General features: G+C 32.8%; 13 protein-coding genes. 6 read left to right on the forward strand and 7 right to left on the reverse strand.

Going from position 1 to position 18,027, the window contains the following annotated elements:
• Positions 1-3: 3 nt before the first annotated feature.
• Positions 4-2,145 (forward strand): SurA N-terminal domain-containing protein, encoded by a 2,142-nt coding sequence (locus H0I26_RS05605; protein WP_218701382.1) that lies wholly within the window; start codon positions 4-6, stop codon positions 2,143-2,145.
• An 84-nt stretch (positions 2,146-2,229) separates the two neighbouring features.
• Here the strand turns inward: H0I26_RS05605 and H0I26_RS05610 are convergent, their stop codons facing one another.
• Positions 2,230-3,135, reverse strand: coding sequence for a GYDIA family GHMP kinase (locus tag H0I26_RS05610; RefSeq protein ID WP_218701383.1), 906 nt, complete (start codon positions 3,133-3,135; stop codon positions 2,230-2,232).
• Positions 3,135-4,433 (reverse strand): hydroxymethylglutaryl-CoA reductase, degradative, encoded by a 1,299-nt coding sequence (locus tag H0I26_RS05615; protein WP_218701384.1) that lies wholly within the window; start codon positions 4,431-4,433, stop codon positions 3,135-3,137. The genes H0I26_RS05610 and H0I26_RS05615 overlap by 1 nt, the downstream gene beginning before the upstream one ends.
• A gap of 147 nt (positions 4,434-4,580) precedes the next feature.
• Here H0I26_RS05615 and H0I26_RS05620 point away from each other — a divergent pair, with 147 nt between their 5' ends.
• The 4 genes from H0I26_RS05620 to H0I26_RS05635 all read left to right on the forward strand — a co-directional run bounded on the left by H0I26_RS05620 (position 4,581) and on the right by H0I26_RS05635 (position 10,862).
• Positions 4,581-6,767, forward strand: coding sequence for a S9 family peptidase (locus H0I26_RS05620; RefSeq protein WP_218701385.1), 2,187 nt, complete (start codon positions 4,581-4,583; stop codon positions 6,765-6,767).
• Positions 6,768-6,796: 29 nt separating this feature from the next.
• Positions 6,797-8,350, forward strand: a complete 1,554-nt coding sequence (locus H0I26_RS05625; protein ID WP_218701386.1) for a peptide MFS transporter — start codon at positions 6,797-6,799, stop codon at positions 8,348-8,350.
• A 72-nt stretch (positions 8,351-8,422) separates the two neighbouring features.
• A complete protein-coding gene (locus tag H0I26_RS05630; protein ID WP_218701387.1) occupies positions 8,423-10,207 on the forward strand; it encodes a peptide MFS transporter in 1,785 nt (594 codons plus the stop codon).
• Positions 10,208-10,310: 103 nt separating this feature from the next.
• Positions 10,311-10,862 carry a thioredoxin family protein gene (locus H0I26_RS05635; protein WP_218701388.1) on the forward strand — a complete coding sequence of 184 codons (552 nt, stop codon included), beginning with the start codon at positions 10,311-10,313 and terminating at the stop codon, positions 10,860-10,862.
• A gap of 6 nt (positions 10,863-10,868) precedes the next feature.
• Here the strand turns inward: H0I26_RS05635 and H0I26_RS05640 are convergent, their stop codons facing one another.
• The 5 genes from H0I26_RS05640 to surE form a co-directional block, all read right to left on the reverse strand.
• Complete coding sequence (locus tag H0I26_RS05640; RefSeq protein WP_256935279.1) at positions 10,869-12,842, reverse strand: ComEC/Rec2 family competence protein; 1,974 nt, start codon at positions 12,840-12,842, stop codon at positions 10,869-10,871.
• Positions 12,843-12,920: 78 nt separating this feature from the next.
• A complete protein-coding gene (locus tag H0I26_RS05645; RefSeq protein ID WP_218701390.1) occupies positions 12,921-13,523 on the reverse strand; it encodes a C40 family peptidase in 603 nt (200 codons plus the stop codon).
• Positions 13,524-13,533: 10 nt separating this feature from the next.
• Complete coding sequence (gene lpxB / locus H0I26_RS05650; RefSeq protein ID WP_218701391.1) at positions 13,534-14,646, reverse strand: lipid-A-disaccharide synthase; 1,113 nt, start codon at positions 14,644-14,646, stop codon at positions 13,534-13,536.
• A 1-nt stretch (position 14,647) separates the two neighbouring features.
• Complete coding sequence (locus tag H0I26_RS05655) at positions 14,648-14,917, reverse strand: hypothetical protein (RefSeq protein ID WP_218701392.1); 270 nt, start codon at positions 14,915-14,917, stop codon at positions 14,648-14,650.
• Positions 14,907-15,683, reverse strand: coding sequence for a 5'/3'-nucleotidase SurE (surE, locus tag H0I26_RS05660; protein WP_218701393.1), 777 nt, complete (start codon positions 15,681-15,683; stop codon positions 14,907-14,909). Before surE ends, H0I26_RS05655 begins: the two co-directional genes overlap by 11 nt.
• Before the next feature lie 155 nt (positions 15,684-15,838).
• Here surE and H0I26_RS05665 point away from each other — a divergent pair, with 155 nt between their 5' ends.
• On the forward strand, positions 15,839-18,007 hold the full coding sequence (locus tag H0I26_RS05665) for a carboxy terminal-processing peptidase (RefSeq protein ID WP_218701394.1): 2,169 nt from the start codon (positions 15,839-15,841) through the stop codon (positions 18,005-18,007).
• Positions 18,008-18,027 lie beyond the last annotated feature (20 nt).

Below are 18,027 nucleotides of genomic sequence, written 5' to 3' on the forward strand. Positions count from 1 at the left end.
AAAATGGCAATTTTAAATAAAATTAGACAAAAAACAGTTGTATTAATCCTCGTTATTGCATTAGCGTTATTCGCTTTTATTTTATCAAGCTTATTTAGCAACAAGGATGCACTGTTTTCTAAATCTCCAGATGTTGTAGCAACAATCAATGGTCAAGATATTTCTAGAGCAGAATTTTCTAATCTTGTTGAGTTTCAGCAAAGACAATTAGGACCTAATGCAACCACTAGCCAAGTTATGAATAGTGTTTTTGATACTAAGGTTAGAGAAATTGTTATGGATGGTCAGATTCAAAAATTAGGGATGACTGTTGAATCAGAGCAGATGAGAGACTTAATTAAAACTAATTATGCTACTGATCCTACTTTTTTAAACGAAGCTGGTGTGTTTGACGAGTCTAAAGTATTGTTGTTTATAGATAATCTTAAAAGTTCTTCTGCTGAAGCTTACCAAAACTGGATTTCTGGAGAAAAAGCTTTAGCATCAAATGCTTTACAAGCAAACTACTTTAATATGGTTAAAGCTGGAACAACTGCAACTTTAGCAGAAGGTCAGTTAGAGCATAAATTAGAAGGAGAGAAAGTGGATATCAAATATGTACAAGTACCTTATAGTACAATCGCTGATAGTACAATTAAAGTGTCTACTTCAGAAATTAAAACTTACATCAATAAAAATCCTAAGGCATACGAATCGGATGCTAGTAGAAGTTTTCAATACGTGTTTTTTAAAGAAGTTGCTTCTTTAGAAGACGAAAATGAGATAAAAGAGGACTTAAGGAAATTGTTAAAAAATACAGAAGATTATAATGATGTTACTAAACAAACAGAAAATAAATTAGGCTTTTTAAAGACTAATGATGTTGAAGGGTTTGTAAACGGTAATTCTGATGATTTTAAATTTGTAGATAAATACCAATACAAGTCAAGCTTACCATCTACAATTTCGGATACGATATTTAAATTAGACGCAGGTCAAGCTTATGGACCATATAAAGACGGTAACTATTATAAAGTAACAAAGGTATTAGATTATAAGACGTTAGCGGATTCTATCGAATCTAGTCATATCGTTATTCCTTTTGTTGGAACGACAAGAGCTGGAGCAGATGTAACCAGAACTAAAGAAGAAGCTAAAGCGATGATCGATAGTATCTTTCCTTTAGTTAAAAACAATAAAATTAAATTTGCTGAAGTTGCTAATGAGATCAATTCTGATGGAACTAAAGGTAAAGACGGTAGTATCGGTTGGACAAGATTAACAACGTATAACCCAGCAGGATTTGATCCTGATTTTGCTAACTTTTTATTTTTTAATGAAACAGGAAGTATTGATGTGGTCTTAACTAAATTTGGATACCACATTATTAGAGTTGACGATAAGAAAAATGTTGATACAGCTATTAAAATAGCAACGATTGCAAGAAAAGTAGAGCCATCATCTAAAACTGAAGATAAGATTTTTGCTGATGCATCTAATTTTGAGTTAGCTATTGCTAAAGGTAATTTTGCGGAAATTGCTAAAAAATCAAATTATGATGTACGTCCTATGACAGCTAAAGAATTAGACGAAAGTATCCCAGGTTTAGGAAATCAACGTCAAATTGTACGTTGGTCTTTTGAGGATGGAACTAAAATAGGGGACTATAAGCGTTTTGATAATATACCTGGAGGAATTGTAATTGCACAGTTAACAGCAACACAAGACAAAGGATTAATGAGTGTTGAGGATGCTTCAGTAACAGCATTGCCAGCAATAAGAAAAGAAAAGAAAGCAAAATTAATAATGGACAGAGTAAAAGCAACGACTTTAGAGGCGTTTGCTACAGAAGAAAAACAAACTGTAAAAACGGCGTCTGCTATTAATATGAAAACACCAACAATTGCAGGAGCAGGAAATGAGCCTATGGTTGTCGGTAATGCTTTTGGATTGGCTGAAGGAGGTACTTCTAAATTAGTAAAAGGAAACACAGGTGTATTTATGGTACAAGTCACTAAAAAGACACCAGCTGTAAAATTAGATAACTATTTACCTTTTGCGAACCAAGTTGGTGCTCAAAAATTAAATTCAGTACAAACTAGATTATATAACGCTTTAAAAGAATCTTCAGAGATTGAAGATTATAGAGCTAAAACAGTACAATAGTAGACTTCAAGTCTTAAACTAAAAAAAGCCTTTTCAATTTGAAAAGGCTTTTTTTATGCATTATAATCAACGGGTAGTCTTGGTCTATAAAACCATGTCCGTATATTTTAAAATGGTATGATAATTCTTTGCTTTGAAATAGTCTGTGGGATTGGTTGTAGAAGCTACTAAAATAAAATCACCTCCCCACGCGCCTAAGCTTTTGATACTGCCATTAAAGTCGCTAAAAAGAGTCTCTTTTACTGGTTTTTGGTTGGTAACTTGAGCAATAAGTGTTTCGTGTTGTTCGATAAGTTGCTGAAACACTGTAATTGATTTACAAGTAGTGAAAGCAATGGTTAATTGATTGATTGCTGAAATAGTTTCGGTTAAATTATGTCTGTTAGATTTATAATGTGCTATCCCTTCACGACTATTTTGTTTTTTATTTAAATGAACAAAATAAAGTTGATCAGAAAATATAGGTTTGAAATCTATTAGTTCTGTTTTAGGTAATGTATTGTTTAAAGAATAGATTAAAGCAGAGTCTTCTTGAGCGCAAGCAATATCGTAACCACTGCCCCCAAAAGAACGCGCTAATAGAGTATACGGATCTACTTTTGCCCATGTAGCCAGGTTGTTAATCAAAGTAGACGATGTGCCTAGACCCCAGTTTTGAGGAAACTCCAAAGTTGTCGTTATTTTAAAGCCTTCTTGTGTTGTTAAAAATTCTGGATTTAATTGTTGGGCAGCATTTAAAATTTGAATGAGTCGGTTGGAAATGGCATTACCAGTGTCCTTTGAATTAGTAATAGCTGCAATAGTAATTGTATCTGTAAACCAAATGTTGTTTAGGTTATCAAAACTAGTCCATATAATATTATGGCCTTTAATAGGTTCAATAGTAAGGTGCTGCCCGAAAACAGTAGGAATAGCTAATGCCTTTGCACCATCTAAAACAACATATTCAGCCGTAAGTAATAATTTTCCGTGACTATAAAAGCTTTGCATTAGTGTCTTAAATTTTCAATAGCGTTGACGACTGCACTATGGGTGACTACATTTGTTTTAAAGTGATGTACTATTTTTATTTTTTCTTCAGCAGTAGCTTCAAATTGATTTAAGATATTCATTAAATGCATTTTCATGTGCCCTTCTTGTATTCCTGTAGTCGTTAAACTACGTAAGGCAGCAAAGTTCTGCGCTAAACCTGCAACAGCAACAATTTGCATAAGTTGTTTGGCATTTGGTTTATCTAAAATCTCTAAAGCTAATTTAACTAAAGGATGTAGATTTGTTAAGCCTCCAACAGTACCTAATGCTAAAGGGACTTCCATCCAAAAGGTAAATATGCCATTATCTATTTTAGCATGCGTTAAACTACTGTATGTCCCGTCTTTTGCCGCGTAGGCATGTACGCCAGCTTCCACAGCTCTAAAGTCATTACCTGTAGCCAAGACCACAGCGTCAATACCGTTCATTATTCCTTTGTTATGGGTGACGGCTCTATAAGGTTCAATTTCTGCAATGTTAACGGCTTGTATAAATTTTTCAGCAAATGCATTTGGGTCAATATCTTTTTCTGCTAAATCTTCAACTTTGCAACTAACTTCTGCTCTGACTATACACTCTGGGACGTAATTAGATAAAATACTCATAATTACATTGACAGGTTGTGGTAAAACCTTTTCAGCTTCAGCTTTAAATGTTTTTGCAAATTGCTCCAAACACGAATTTATAAAATTGGCACCCATGGCATCCAGAGTTTCAAAAGTGGCATGTAATTGGTAGTAGTGCTCTAAGTCGTTGGTTTTGTTTTTTAATTCAATATTTAATATCCCACCACCACGTTTATCCATGTTTTTGGTTATGGGTTTAGCGTCTTCTATTAATTGTGGTTTTACTAAATTAAAATAGTCCTCTAAAGCTTTAAAAGATCCAGAATATGTAAAATGAACTTGACCAATTTTTATGGTAGATAATACAGTTGTTTTAAAACCGCCACGGGTTTGCCAATATTTGGCAGCTTTACTGGCTGCAGCAACTACAGAACTTTCTTCAGTAGTCATTGGGATGGTGTAAATCTTATCGTTTATGACAAAATTAGGTGCAACACCCAGGGGTAAATAGTAATTAGTGACAGTGTTTTCTATAAACTCGTCATGTAGTTGTTGCAGTTTTTGGTCACTATTCCAATACTGTTTTAGAATCTTTTCTGCAGCATCCTGATTTGGTAAATGGTTTGTGATTAACCAATTTATTTTTTCAGTTTTAGATAATTTTGAAAACCCGGAAACTAATTTACTCATGCTATTCATTTTGAAATACAAAGATACTATTTACACTTTCATTTTTTGCTTAACAAGTTAAGATTGCTGATTTATGTGTTAATGTTTACGTTTTTTTGAGTAATTTTTAGTAAACTTGATCTCTTATTATTAAATAACAAATATTAAATGAAGATCTTAAGAATTCTTTCACTATTCTGTTTATTAACAACTTCTTTTTTAACTGCTCAGAATAAGCAAATTACCCTTGACGATATATGGAGCGGTACCTTTAGAACGGAAGGTTTAGATGTTCTTCACTCCATGAATAATGGACAACAATATTCTGTTTTAAATTTTGATAGAACATTAGGGGGGACAACAATCGATATTTATGATTATAAGACGTTAGCAAAAGTTAATACGTTAGTTAGTTCTGCAGATATTGAAGCTATTAAATACTTTACAGATTACACATTTAGTGCTGATGAAAGTCAAGTGTTATTGGCTACAGAGGAAGAATCTATTTTTAGACGATCGTCTTTAGGTATTTATTATGTGTATAACACAAAAACAAAACAAGCCACTTTGGTGTCTGAAGACAAAATACAAGAGCCAACATTTTCTCCTGATGGAACGAAAATTGCTTTTGGTTTAAATAATAACCTGTACGTTAAGGATTTATTGTCAGGAAAAACGTCACAATTTACTTTTGATGGCGTTAAAAATAAAGTGATTAATGGTATTACGGATTGGGTGTATGAAGAAGAGTTTGCCTTTGTTCGTGCTTTTGATTGGAATGCAGGGAGTAACAAAATAGCTTTTATAAGATTTGATGAAACTGATGTTCCTGAATTTTCTATGGATGTCTATGGCAAAGAGCTGTACCAAACACAAACAGTTTTTAAGTATCCTAAAGCAGGAGAGAATAACGCTAAAGTCTCATTGCATGTATTTGATTTAGAATCGAATAAATTAAGCGAAGTTATAGTCGATAAATCTTATGACGATTTTTATATTCCTAGAATCAAATGGACTAACGATGCAGATGTGTTAAGTGCACAATTTATGAATCGCCATCAAAATGAACTTGATTTATGGATGATTAATACCAAAAAAAATAAAATAACGTTGGCTGTAGCCGAAACGGACAACGCTTACGTAGACGTCACAGATAATTTAACATTTTTAAAGGATGATAGTTTTATTTGGACTAGCGAGAAAGATGGGTATAACCATATTTATCACTACGATAAAAAAGGAAAATTAATTAATCAAGTTACAAAAGGGAATTGGGAAGTCACTAGTTATTATGGTTATGATGCCAAGTCGGATCAAGTGTTTTATCAATCTGTAGAAAACGGAAGTGTTAATAGAGATGTGTATTCTATAAAACTTAAGGGAACACAAAAAAGACGATTGTCTAAAAACGAAGGCACTAGTTCTGCTGATTTTAGTGCAGATTTCACCTATTTTATTAACACATTCTCAAGTGCGACGACACCTTATTTGTACACTTTAAACGATGCTAAATCAGGAGCGGTTATAAAATCTATAAAAGATAATAGCGATTTAAAAGCACTTGTTGCTAATTATACACTATCTAAAAAAGAGTTTACTACAATTAAAGTAAATGGAAACGATTTAAATATGTGGGTTATTAAACCTGCTAATTTTGATGCTAATAAACAATATCCATTGTTTATGTATCAGTATTCTGGTCCTGGGTCACAACAAGTGGCTAATAAATGGAATAGTGCTAATGATTATTGGTACCAAATGTTAGCGCAACAAGGTTATATTGTCGCTTGTGTTGATGGTCGTGGAACAGGGTTTAAAGGCGCGGACTTTAAAAAAGTAACGCAAAAAGAACTTGGTAAATACGAAATAGAAGATCAAATAGAAGCTGCAAAAGTATTGGGAGCAAAGTCATATATAGATTCTAGTAGAATTGGAATTTGGGGTTGGTCTTATGGCGGTTTTATGTCAAGTAATGCCTTGTTTAAAGGTAATGACGTTTTTAAAATGGCAATTGCTGTAGCGCCTGTTACCAGCTGGAGGTTTTATGATTCTATTTATACAGAACGTTACATGACAACACCGCAAGAAAATGCAAGTGGTTATGATGATAATTCTCCAATTAACCATGTTGATAAATTAAAAGGAGACTTTTTATTAATTCATGGAACAGGAGATGATAATGTACATGTTCAAAACACCATGCGTATGGTTGAAGCTTTAATACAAGCTAATAAGCAATTTGAATGGATGATTTATCCAGATAAAAATCATGGAATTTACGGTGGTAATACAAGATTACACTTGTATACAAAAATGACGAATTTTATTAATCGTACCTTAGGAGACAAACTTTAAAATAAAACTAACTAACTTAAATAATTAATATGTCAAGTAAAGCTTTACAACCACATCAAAAAGAACTGTTTGGACAACCAATTGGTCTTTATATTTTGTTTTTAACTGAAATGTGGGAACGTTTTTCATATTATGGAATGCGAGCACTTTTAGTACTTTATATGACAACAGCGACTATTGGAGATGATAGAGGTGCCGGTTTAGGTTGGACAAGTCAAGAAGCTTTAGCACTTTATGGCTGGTATACTATGTTGGTATATGTTATGTCTATTCCAGGAGGGATGATTGCGGATAAGTTGATAGGTCAGAAAAAAGCGGTCTTACTTGGGGCTATTGTCTTGTGCTTAGGTCACGCAGTGTTGGTGTTAACCGATATTTGGGCATTTTATACAGGTTTAGGTCTAGTTATTTTGGGTGTTGGTTTATTAAAACCAAACATCTCTACCATGGTAGGTGGATTATATAAAGAAGGAGATATTAGAAGAGATAAAGGGTTTAGTATATTTTATATTGGTATTAACTTAGGGTCATTATTGGCAACTATGGTTGTTGGTGGAGTTGTCGCTAAATGGGGATGGCATGCAGGTTTTGGATTAGCTGGAATTGTAATGGTTTTAGGGTTGATAAATTACATATACGGTCAAAAGTATTTAAAGGAAGTTGGTAATTTTGTACCTAGTACTGGTGATACAAATGAAGTATCTTATGGTCAGTTGTATTCTAAATTATTTAGTTCTCCTAAACAATTAACAATCGTTGGTCTATTAGTTGCTGCATCACTATATGGTTGGTATACTTTAGAATGGGGCTTTGGTTTATTATTTATCTTTTTAACTGCTATTACAGCGTTATTAATGATGATTTATAAAGAACTAGATAGTCAAGTTTTTAAAGATCGTTTCTTAGTCTTATTACTATCTTTTATTATGGTAATTATTTTTTGGGGTGCTTTTGAGCAAGCTGGAGGATTAATGAATTTATATACAGATACTAATACTGATAGGGTGCTATTTGGTTGGGAAATTCCGACGGTAATGTTTCAAAGTTTAAATGCAGGATTTATTATTTTGTTCGCGACGTTGGTAGCAGGTATTTGGGCAAATCGCAAATTAAAAGGTAAGGAAGCATCATCATTATTTAAAATGGCTCTGGGTATTATTATAATGGGGTTTGGATTTTTATTCATGGTATTCGCAGCAATGGAATTTGAGAAATCAGGAACGTCTAGTATGATCTGGTTGGTATTAGCTTATTTTTTCCATACTATTGGAGAGTTATGTATATCTCCAGTGGCATTATCTTTTATTACTAAATTGGCACCAGTAAAATATGCGTCTTTAATGATGGGAGTGTATTTTGCGGCTACAGGATTAGGAAATAAAGTTGCGGGTATAGTGGGAGAATCGGCTAGTGAGTATGGTGAGCTAGCAATCTTTTCGGGTATAGTGATCTTTACAGTAATTATTGGTTTATTATTTATAGCAATGTTAAAACCATTAAAGAGATTAACGCATGGTGCTGAAGAAAGCGAAAGAGTATTAAATAAAGAAGAAACAGAAGGATTTGAATTAGCAGACAATTAAAATCAATTATATAAAAACCTCACAAATTTTAATTTGTGGGGTTTTCTTTTTTTTAACTAACTAAATTTAATCATGAATACAGATATTGAAAATCTATTTAAAGACAAAGTTATAGGACATCCAGCTGGATTATTTATAATATTTTTTACTGAAATGTGGGAGCGTTTTTCATTCTACGGAATGCGTATTTTACTAGTGTTGTTTTTAACAGCTCCTATTGTTAGTGATAATCCGGGTTGGGAGTGGCCTAGAGAACATGCATTGTCATTAATAGGTACTTATGGAGCATTACTTTATTTAACACCAATACTTGGTGGTTGGATTGCAGATAAGTTTACAGGATATAAATGGGCTGTGATAATAGGCTGTTTTATTATGATGTTAGGTCATTTATCTATGGTTTTTGAAACCCCTGCATCACTTTATATAGGTTTAGGACTTTTAATTTTGGGAACTGGTTTTTTTAAGCCTAATATGACTTCAATGATTTCTGAAATGTACAAAGGAAAGGAATCTAAAAAAGATGGTGCTTATACTATTTATTATATGGGTGTAAACGCAGGAGCATTTTTTGGAATGATGCTTTGTGGTTATTTAGCTGAAAATGAAGGTTGGAGTTATGGTTTTGGTTTGGCTGGTATTTTCATGTTATTCGGTCTAATTCAATTTTGGATGGCTAAAGACTTTTTTGGTTCTATAGGAGAAAAACCATCAAGAGTGCACGAAGTAGAATTACCACAAAATATTAATGAGGAAAGTGTTACAATTGATATTACCACGCCAGTTGAAGATCAATTAAATCCGTTTACGATGTTAGACAAGATTTTAATTGTTTTGTCTTCTATTGGTGGTTTATTATATCTTATTAATGACCCTCTAGAAAAAATATCAGGTATGGATTTAGTACCTTTTTCTGTTGGGAAGTTTACAGGTTCTGAAGTTCTTATTTTGGCATCGTTAACTATGTTTTTGTTTTTGATTACAACAAGAATTTCTAGATACACTAAGGTTATTAGGGATAGGATTATAGCAGTAGCAATCTTTGGAGTGTTTACTGTATTTTTCTTTGCTGCGTTTGAGCAATCTTTAGGGTCTATGACAATTTTTGCCAGAGATTATACATCTAGAGCACTTGCTGGTAGTTCTGCTATGATTTTTAAGATTGTGGATTTGATTTTAACCGTTGGTCCATTGGCAATTATTTCATGGGTTTTATATTTATTATTCAAGAAAACATATACTAAAATTGCTGTTTCAAACATTGTATTGGCATTGTCATTTGTACTTCTATGGGGTATTGTAATTTATAAAATTAATAATGAATTTAGTAAAGAAGGAACAGAAGTGCCAGCAACTTGGTTTGGTATTTTAAATTCATTTTTTATTATAACATTGGCTCCATTTTTCTCTAAATGGTGGGAAAGTAAATACAACCCTAGTGCCGCAATGAAATTTGGTATTGGTTTAGTATTATTAGGATTAGGTTTTGGTGTACTTGTAATGGGTACTTTAGGAATTGATCAAGGTGCAAAAACAGCTTCTGTAAGTATGATTTTTCTAATATTAGCATATTTGCTGCATACTATGGGAGAATTATGTATTTCGCCAATAGGTTTATCTTATTTAAGTAAACTAGTTCCTGGGCGTATGATTGGTTTTATGTTTGGTATTTGGTATTTAGCAATTGCTATTGGTCAAAAAGCTGCAGGAAACATGGGGGGAATGATTGATAAAATTTCGGAAGAACATTCTTTAAGTACTTTCTTTTTAATTTTTACAATTGTACCAATTGTTGTTGGTATCATATCGGTTGCTTTAAACCCATTACTTAAAAAATTAATGCACGGTGTTAGATAAAAGAGCATATTTATTATAAATAAAACGCCTCATATTTGGGGCGTTTCTTTTTTTTGTAAATTTGGAACACTATTTGCGACTACAAAATTAAAATGGATAGACAATGAAAAACATATTTTTAGCCCTAACACTATTATTTGCAGTAAATACTATTGCTCAAGAAGAAATTAATTGGATGACTTTGGAAGAGGCAGTAGCGCTTCAAAAAAAGGAACCAAGGAAAATAATGATGGATGCTTATACGTCTTGGTGTGGACCATGCAAGCTTTTAGATGCGAGAACATTTAAAAATAAAGATCTTGTTGGTTATGTGAATACACATTTTTATGCTGTTAAGTTTAATGCAGAAGGTAATGAAGAAATAAATTTTAAAGGTAAAGTGTATAAAAATCCAAGTTACGATCCTGCAAAAGCTCAAAAAAGAAATTCATCACACGAATTATCACGTGGTTTAGGAATTAGAGCATATCCAACGTTATTGTTTTTTGACGAAGACGCAAAACTTATTGCGCCAATTACAGGGTATAAAAAACCACAAGATCTAGAAATGTATTTAAAAATGTTTCAGACTAACAAACATTTGGATATGAAAACTCAAGTAGATTTTGATACGTATTATAAAGCATTTAAAGCAGAGTTTAGAGACAACGCGTAATCCTTTTTAATTTCTAATAATAAAAGCTCCTGTTTTACCGGTTTGGTAAAATGGGAGTTCTTGTTTTTTACAGGTTTGATGCCATCGTGTGATATAGGATTTGTAGTTGTTACCATCAGCAATAATAGCTTTAGGTTTTAAGCTATCAATTAAGCGTTCTAAATTTAATTTTGGTGATTGAGTTAATAAGACGTAATCTATCTTGATGTTTTTTACATTGTAAACACCTAAGCTATCAACAATCAATATATGTTTATTTTTTATTTTGTATAAGGCATTTACAGGTTTAGAGGCGATTGGTTGTAATGCGTTTTTTACTGCGTAACTTCTAATGATTGTATTTGTTTCTGCATTTTTTAAAGTTGAATAAATAGCGAGTTGGTTATTGTGTTTTTTTGCAATAAGAGTTGTTCTGTTTTTATGAAATACTAAAAAAGAATCCCCGTTAGTGTGATATTGATTTAGGAGGTAAGTCAACTGCAGGACGATAATAGAAACTAGAGTTAGCCTACTCCATGTGTAGTTTTTTTGAATGAATAATTGATAGATACTAAAAATCAATGCATAGGATACAATTACTTGTAAAAGCGTAAACGGAATATCTAAGATTAAAAAATCCTCTTGGTTGGAGATCCATGCAAAAAACTGATTCATCCAATTAATTATGGTTCCAAAGGTTTCGGATACAAAGCTTTTAGGAACGCCTAATAGCGCACATGTTATAACGACTAATCCTAAGCCTAAAATCAGACTTAAAAATGGAATAACAATTAGGTTTGATAACCAAAACAAACTAGGAAATTGATGAAAGTAATACAAACTAATAGGGATGATGCCAAATTGAGCAGAAACCGTTACTGTAAGTGTTTGCCAGAGTAGTTTGGTTAGTTTGTATTTAGGAGACCAAAAACGTTCTAATATCGGCTGAAAACTAACTATGGAAATAACAGCAGCATAACTTAACTGAAATCCCACGTCAAATAGAAAATTGGGTTTAATTAATAATAAAACAAAAACGGAAATAGCTAGGGTGTTGTAAATGTTAGTTGGCCGTTTCAGGTTTATACCAATGGCAACAATACTAAACATGGTCGTTGCTCTAATAATAGAGGCTGATCCTCCTGCTATTAATGCATACGTCCATAATAAAATGACGAGTATGATAGTCTTTATTAATTTGCCGTTTTTTATACGTTCTATAGGTTTTAAAACAACGTTTAATAGTAATAAGATTATTCCAATATGGAGGCCTGAAACAGCTAGTATATGAATCGCGCCTGCATTGGTGTAATTATCATACACTTCTTTTGTAATATTCTGTCTTTGCCCCAGAATAAGCGCATTAATTATAGATAATTGGTCATCAGAATATTCATATTCACTAAGTTTCTTGTTGATATAGTTCCTAAAACTAGCAGCATAGCCAAAGGCTGTGGAGATCTCGCTTTTTAACTCTAAAATGTCGTGCTGATTGGCATATATTTGATAATAGATTTGTTGCTTCTCAAGATAAGCTTTGTAGCTAAATTGATCAGGGTTTAATGGCGCCTTGATTGCAATGATATTGGTTTTTGATAAGTAAACAGCATCTATGGGGATTGGTCTGTTTAGGCTGTCTTTTCTAATGTTTATTAAAGCCTTTCCTTTAACCTTTTTAGTGTTCAGTTTTAAAATGTCTACGTAATACCGTTGACTAAAAGCATTGGGCTTTAGTCGTTCTCTAATCCTAAATGTAATTGTTTGACTAGCGTGGTCTTTATCAATAGCATGAGAAAAATGGTTGGTTTTTTGTAAGTCTTCATTTATGTTTGTGATAAAAATTCCAAAGGCAATAAACGTTAAGAAGACGGAGAGTCCAAAAAGGTAAATAGCGCTCTTTTTCTTTTTAAAAATGAAATAAAGAACTACAGAAAGGACACTAAATCCCACAGAAAAAAACAGACTATAAAATAGGCTAATATTACATAGCTTGGCAAGCATAATGCCTATGATAAGGCAAAATGTAAACTTAATTATAGAAAAATTGAGAAGTTTCACTTCCCTAAGATAAGCAATCTCTTACAAAACACGACGTGCTTGTACAAAAGCAAAGTACCAGTAACGTTCTGATAATAAAGAAGTCATAACGCCTTTACTTGTGCTTGCATGTATAAACTCAACACGACCAGGTCTTGAAGAGGTTACTAATCCAACATGATTAATGGTTCTGCTATTTTTTCTGGTTGCAAAAAAAAGTAAATCACCTTCCTCTACTTGTTTCACATCTATCCATTCTCCATGTTCGGACATGGCGCTAGAAGTTCTAGGTAAGGCAATATCTTCAGTTTTAAAGGCTGTATATAGTAGTCCTGAGCAATCCATACCTTTTTTTGTAGTTCCTCCATACTTATATCTAACCCCTTCATAGCTTTTGGCGCTACTTATTATGTTTGCTATTGTAGGGTTGTCTGCACGTATTGTATTGTAACTAGGATCTGAGTGAGTGCCTATAATTGATTCTTCTGTCTTTTTAGTATTTCGGCTAGGACGTTTTCTATTGCGTTTAGGCTCTGTTTGACTTACTGTATGAGATTCTGATTTTGTCGTAACAACATGTTTACTTTTTGAACCACCACAAGATAAAATTGTTGTCGTTAGTAGGAATAGGGCAATTTTTTTCATTTGTAATTTACTATTTTATTGCGTCAAAAATCAGTTTAGCTGTATTTTGGCTGGCACCTTTACCGCCTAGTTTTTTTTCTAATTCGTAATAATCGATAAAAAATTTAGTGCGCTCATAAGTATTTAAAATGCGATCTAATTCTTTTTTAAGTCGCTTGGTATTAAAGTCATTTTGTATTAGTTCTGTTACAGATTCTTTATCTAAAATTAAGTTAACAAGACTAATATAATCAAGGTTTACTACACGTTTTCCGATTTGGTAAGAGACCCAACTTCCTTTGTAGCAGACGACTTGTGGGACTTTAAACAAAGCCGTTTCTAAAGTAGCAGTCCCTGAGGTTACTAAGGCAGCAGTTGATAAACTTAATAAATCGTAAGTTTTATTGCTAATAAAGTGGACATTAGTTTGCTTAATAAAGGTTTTATAAAAATCGTAATCTTGACTTGGTGCTCCAGCAATTACAAATTGATAGTCAGGATAGTCATCCACAACACTAAGCATTACGGATAGCATTTTTATAATTTCTTGTTTTCTACTTCCTGGTAATAAAGCGATGATCGGTTTTTCGCTTAAGCCATGGGCTTGTCTAAATTCAAATTCGCCTACCTGTGTTCTGTCAGAAATGGCATCAATTAACGGATGGCCAACAAAGTGAACGGGGTAATTATGTTTTTTTTCATAAAAATCCTTTTCAAAAGGAAGGATGACATACATTTGGTCAACGTCATGCTTAATGGCTTTTATACGACCTTCTTTCCAAGCCCAAATTTGAGGAGATATGTAATAGTGCGTTTTGAAGTTTCTCTGTTTGGCCCATTTTGCTATCCTTAAATTAAAACCAGGGTAGTCAATAAAAATGATGACGTCCGGATTATAACTGGCAATATCAGATTTACAAAAGGATAGATTTTTAGTAATGGTTCGTAAATTCATTATAACTTCAGAAAACCCCATAAAAGCTAATGCTTTATAATGTTTTACTAAAGTACCTCCAACACTTTGCATAAGGTCTCCGCCCCAAAATCTAAACTCTGCATTAACATCTTGTGTTTGCAGCGCCTTCATTAAATTTGCCCCGTGTAGATCTCCAGAAGCTTCGCCAGATATGATATAATATTTCAATTTATAGCCTGTTTATTATAAAGATTAATGCTATAATTAAGGTTGCTATTAGCACGCCTTTTGCTTTTTCGTCTTGCTTTCTATTTAAAAACAGAAAGAATAATCCTAGGTTAAGTAAAGCGCCACGACTGACAAATTTAAACTGTAATGCCTGGCTTGCAATGTCTTTTATTCCAAATCTAGAAAACAAAATAATGTATAAAAATGCACCAATGCAGGTGCAAATAAGACCTGAAATAAAGCCAATTATAAGGTCTTTTTTATTTTTCAAATTGCCATGTGTTTAATTGTTGCATGTAATGGTGCGCAGTTAAATCGTATTGGACAGGTACTACAGATATATAACCTTGATCAAGAGCGAATTCGTCAGTGTCAGTACCTTTGTCGTAATTAACAAATTCTCCTGTTAACCAATAATAATCTCTGCCTTGAGGTGTTTTTCGTTTATCAAATTTTTCTTTCCAATTGGCTTTTGCTTGCCTACAAACCTTAATCCCTTTTAATTCTTTTTTCTTTAAATCCGGAATATTAACATTTAAAATAATACCCTCAGCGATACCATTCTTTAACGCGTTTTGGGCTATTTGTTTAATGTAGTGCTCTGAGGCTTTAAAATCTGCATCCCAACTATAGTTTAGTAAAGAAAAACCAATAGCAGGTATACCTTCAATTCCAGCTTCAATTGCAGCACTCATGGTTCCAGAATAAATCACATTTATAGAACTGTTTGAGCCGTGGTTAATCCCCGATACACATAGATCAGGACGTCTATCTAATACTTCGTTTATTGCGATTTTAACGCAATCGGCTGGTGTTCCAGAACAGCTGTATTTTAGTGTTTTGTCACCTTTTTTAGAAACCTTGTCTAAATGTAAGACATTATTAAGTGTTATGGCATGTCCCATGCCACTTTGTGGACTATCGGGAGCGACAACAACTACATCTCCAAGAGTTTCCATAACTTTGATTAAAGTTAAAATTCCTGGTGCCGTAATTCCATCATCATTGGTTACTAAAATTAGTGGTTTTTTACTCATAAATAGAGGATTTATTTGAGTTAGCTAAAATACACAAAATCTGTTGTAACGTCTCAATTTATTCAGTTTAACAAAAAATTAGTGGGTTTAGGTTTTATTGGCATGGTTTTTTCTTTACTTTAGTAGAAATTTCTTGTAAAATTTAAAAAGAACAGATGAAAAGGAAATACAATATAATATTACTAGTGTTACTATTAGCGTTTGGTTCTTGCAGTTTTACTGCAAAAGTTGATGATAATCCGGATAAAGATAAACTGCTTATTCAAATTATTACTTTAGCTTTAGAGCAGTTGCATTTTGAACCAAAAGAATTAGATGATGAATTTTCTAAAGAAATTTATTCGGATTATCTGGAAGTAGTAGATCCATTAAAACGTTATTTTTTACAGTCAGATATTGATGGTTTTAAAGTTTTTGAAAATAAAATTGATGATCAATTAAAAGCATCAGATATTTCTTTTTTTAATACAGTCTATAATCGTTTAATTCAACGTCAAAAAGAGGCAAAAGCGTATTACAAAGTAATTTTAGCAAAACCTTTTAATTATAATGATGAAGAGGAGTATAATACGGATTATGAAAACTTGCAATTTTCAATAACTAAGAAAGACTTAAAAGAACGTTGGAGACAACAATTAAAGTTTAATACGTTGTCTGGTTATGATATGTTAATTGATCAGCAAAACGGCGAGTCTAAAACTGTTGGTGCAGATACGGAAGCAGATGCAGAGGAAGTTATAGAGCCTGTAGTGGTTAAATCCTTAGTAGAGCTTGAAATTGAGGCTAGAACAGAAACGTTAAAAACACTTGATAATTACTTTACAGATTATATAGAAGATATGGATCGTGAAGATTGGTTTGCTATGTATGTTAATACAATAGTTGAAGAATTTGACCCACATACATCTTATATGGCTCCGACAGATAAAGATCGGTTTGACCAACAAATGTCAGGTAAATTAGAAGGTATTGGAGCACGTTTGCAAAAGAAAATGGACTACATTAAAATCGTCGAATTGATTTCAGGGGGACCAGCTTGGAGAGATGGTAAGATTGAAGTAGGGGATGTTATTGTAAAAGTACGTCAAGACAAAGAAAAAGAAGCCATTAGTGTCGTTGGAATGCGTATTGATGATGCTATTAAATTAATTAAGGGGCCAAAAGGAACTAAGGTTATTTTAACGATGAAGAAAGTGGATGGGTCATTGCAAGATATTGCAATTACTAGAGATATTGTTGAACTTGAAGAAACGTACGCAAAATCATCCATAGTTAAAAAGGATGGTAAAAATTACGGGGTGATTAATCTACCTAAATTTTATGTAGATTTTGAAGATTATAATAGTAGAAATGCTTCTTCAGATATCAAATTAGAAATTGAACGTTTAAAAGAACAAGGTATTGAAGGTTTAGTCTTAGACCTACGAAACAATGGAGGGGGGTCATTAAGAACTGTCGTTGATATGGCTGGTTTATTTATTAAAGAAGGACCTATTGTACAAGTGAGATCTACTGGCGAACCAAAAGAAGTTTTAAGTGATGAAGACAAATCGATTAGTTGGGACGGACCTTTAGTAATTATGGTTAACGAGTTGTCTGCATCTGCGTCAGAGATTTTAGCTGCAGCAATGCAAGATTACAAGCGTGCTATTATAATAGGTAGTAAGCAAACTTATGGTAAAGGAACGGTACAAAATGTACTGGATTTAAACCGTATGGTTCGTAATAGCTCTCATGGAGATTTGGGTGCATTAAAATTAACACGTCAAAAATTTTATCGTATTAATGGAGGGTCAACGCAATTAGAAGGTGTGAAAAGTGATGTAGTTGTTCCGGATCGTTATAGTTTTATTGATATAGGAGAGCGAGATCAAGAAAACCCATTACCTTGGGACAAAATAGGATCTGTAGATTATCAAGTTTGGAATAGTTATTTTGATTATGATACAACTATTGCTAATAGCAAGAAACGTATGGAAAATAATGAACAATTAAAGCTTATTGAAAGTAGTGCGAAATGGGCCAAAACTAAAATGGATGATAACAGCTATTCGCTGAATTACGCAAAATATAAAGCTGAATTAAAGTTAAACGAAGAAGAAGCTAAACAGTTTGAAGCTATCGCAGATTACAAAACTAATTTGACATTTGAGTCATTACCATACGAGCAAAAATTATTTGAGCAAGACACAACATTACGTGATAAACGTAATAGATGGCACAAAAATTTAAGTAAAGATGTTTATGTTGAAGAAGCAATTAATGTCCTAAACGATTTAAAAATGTCTTACGAAATCAATAAGGTAGCAACCATAAGAGACTAAGGTCTATTATCTTTATTATA

The organism is Olleya sp. HaHaR_3_96 (assembly GCF_019278545.1).
GTDB lineage: Bacteria > Bacteroidota > Bacteroidia > Flavobacteriales > Flavobacteriaceae > Olleya.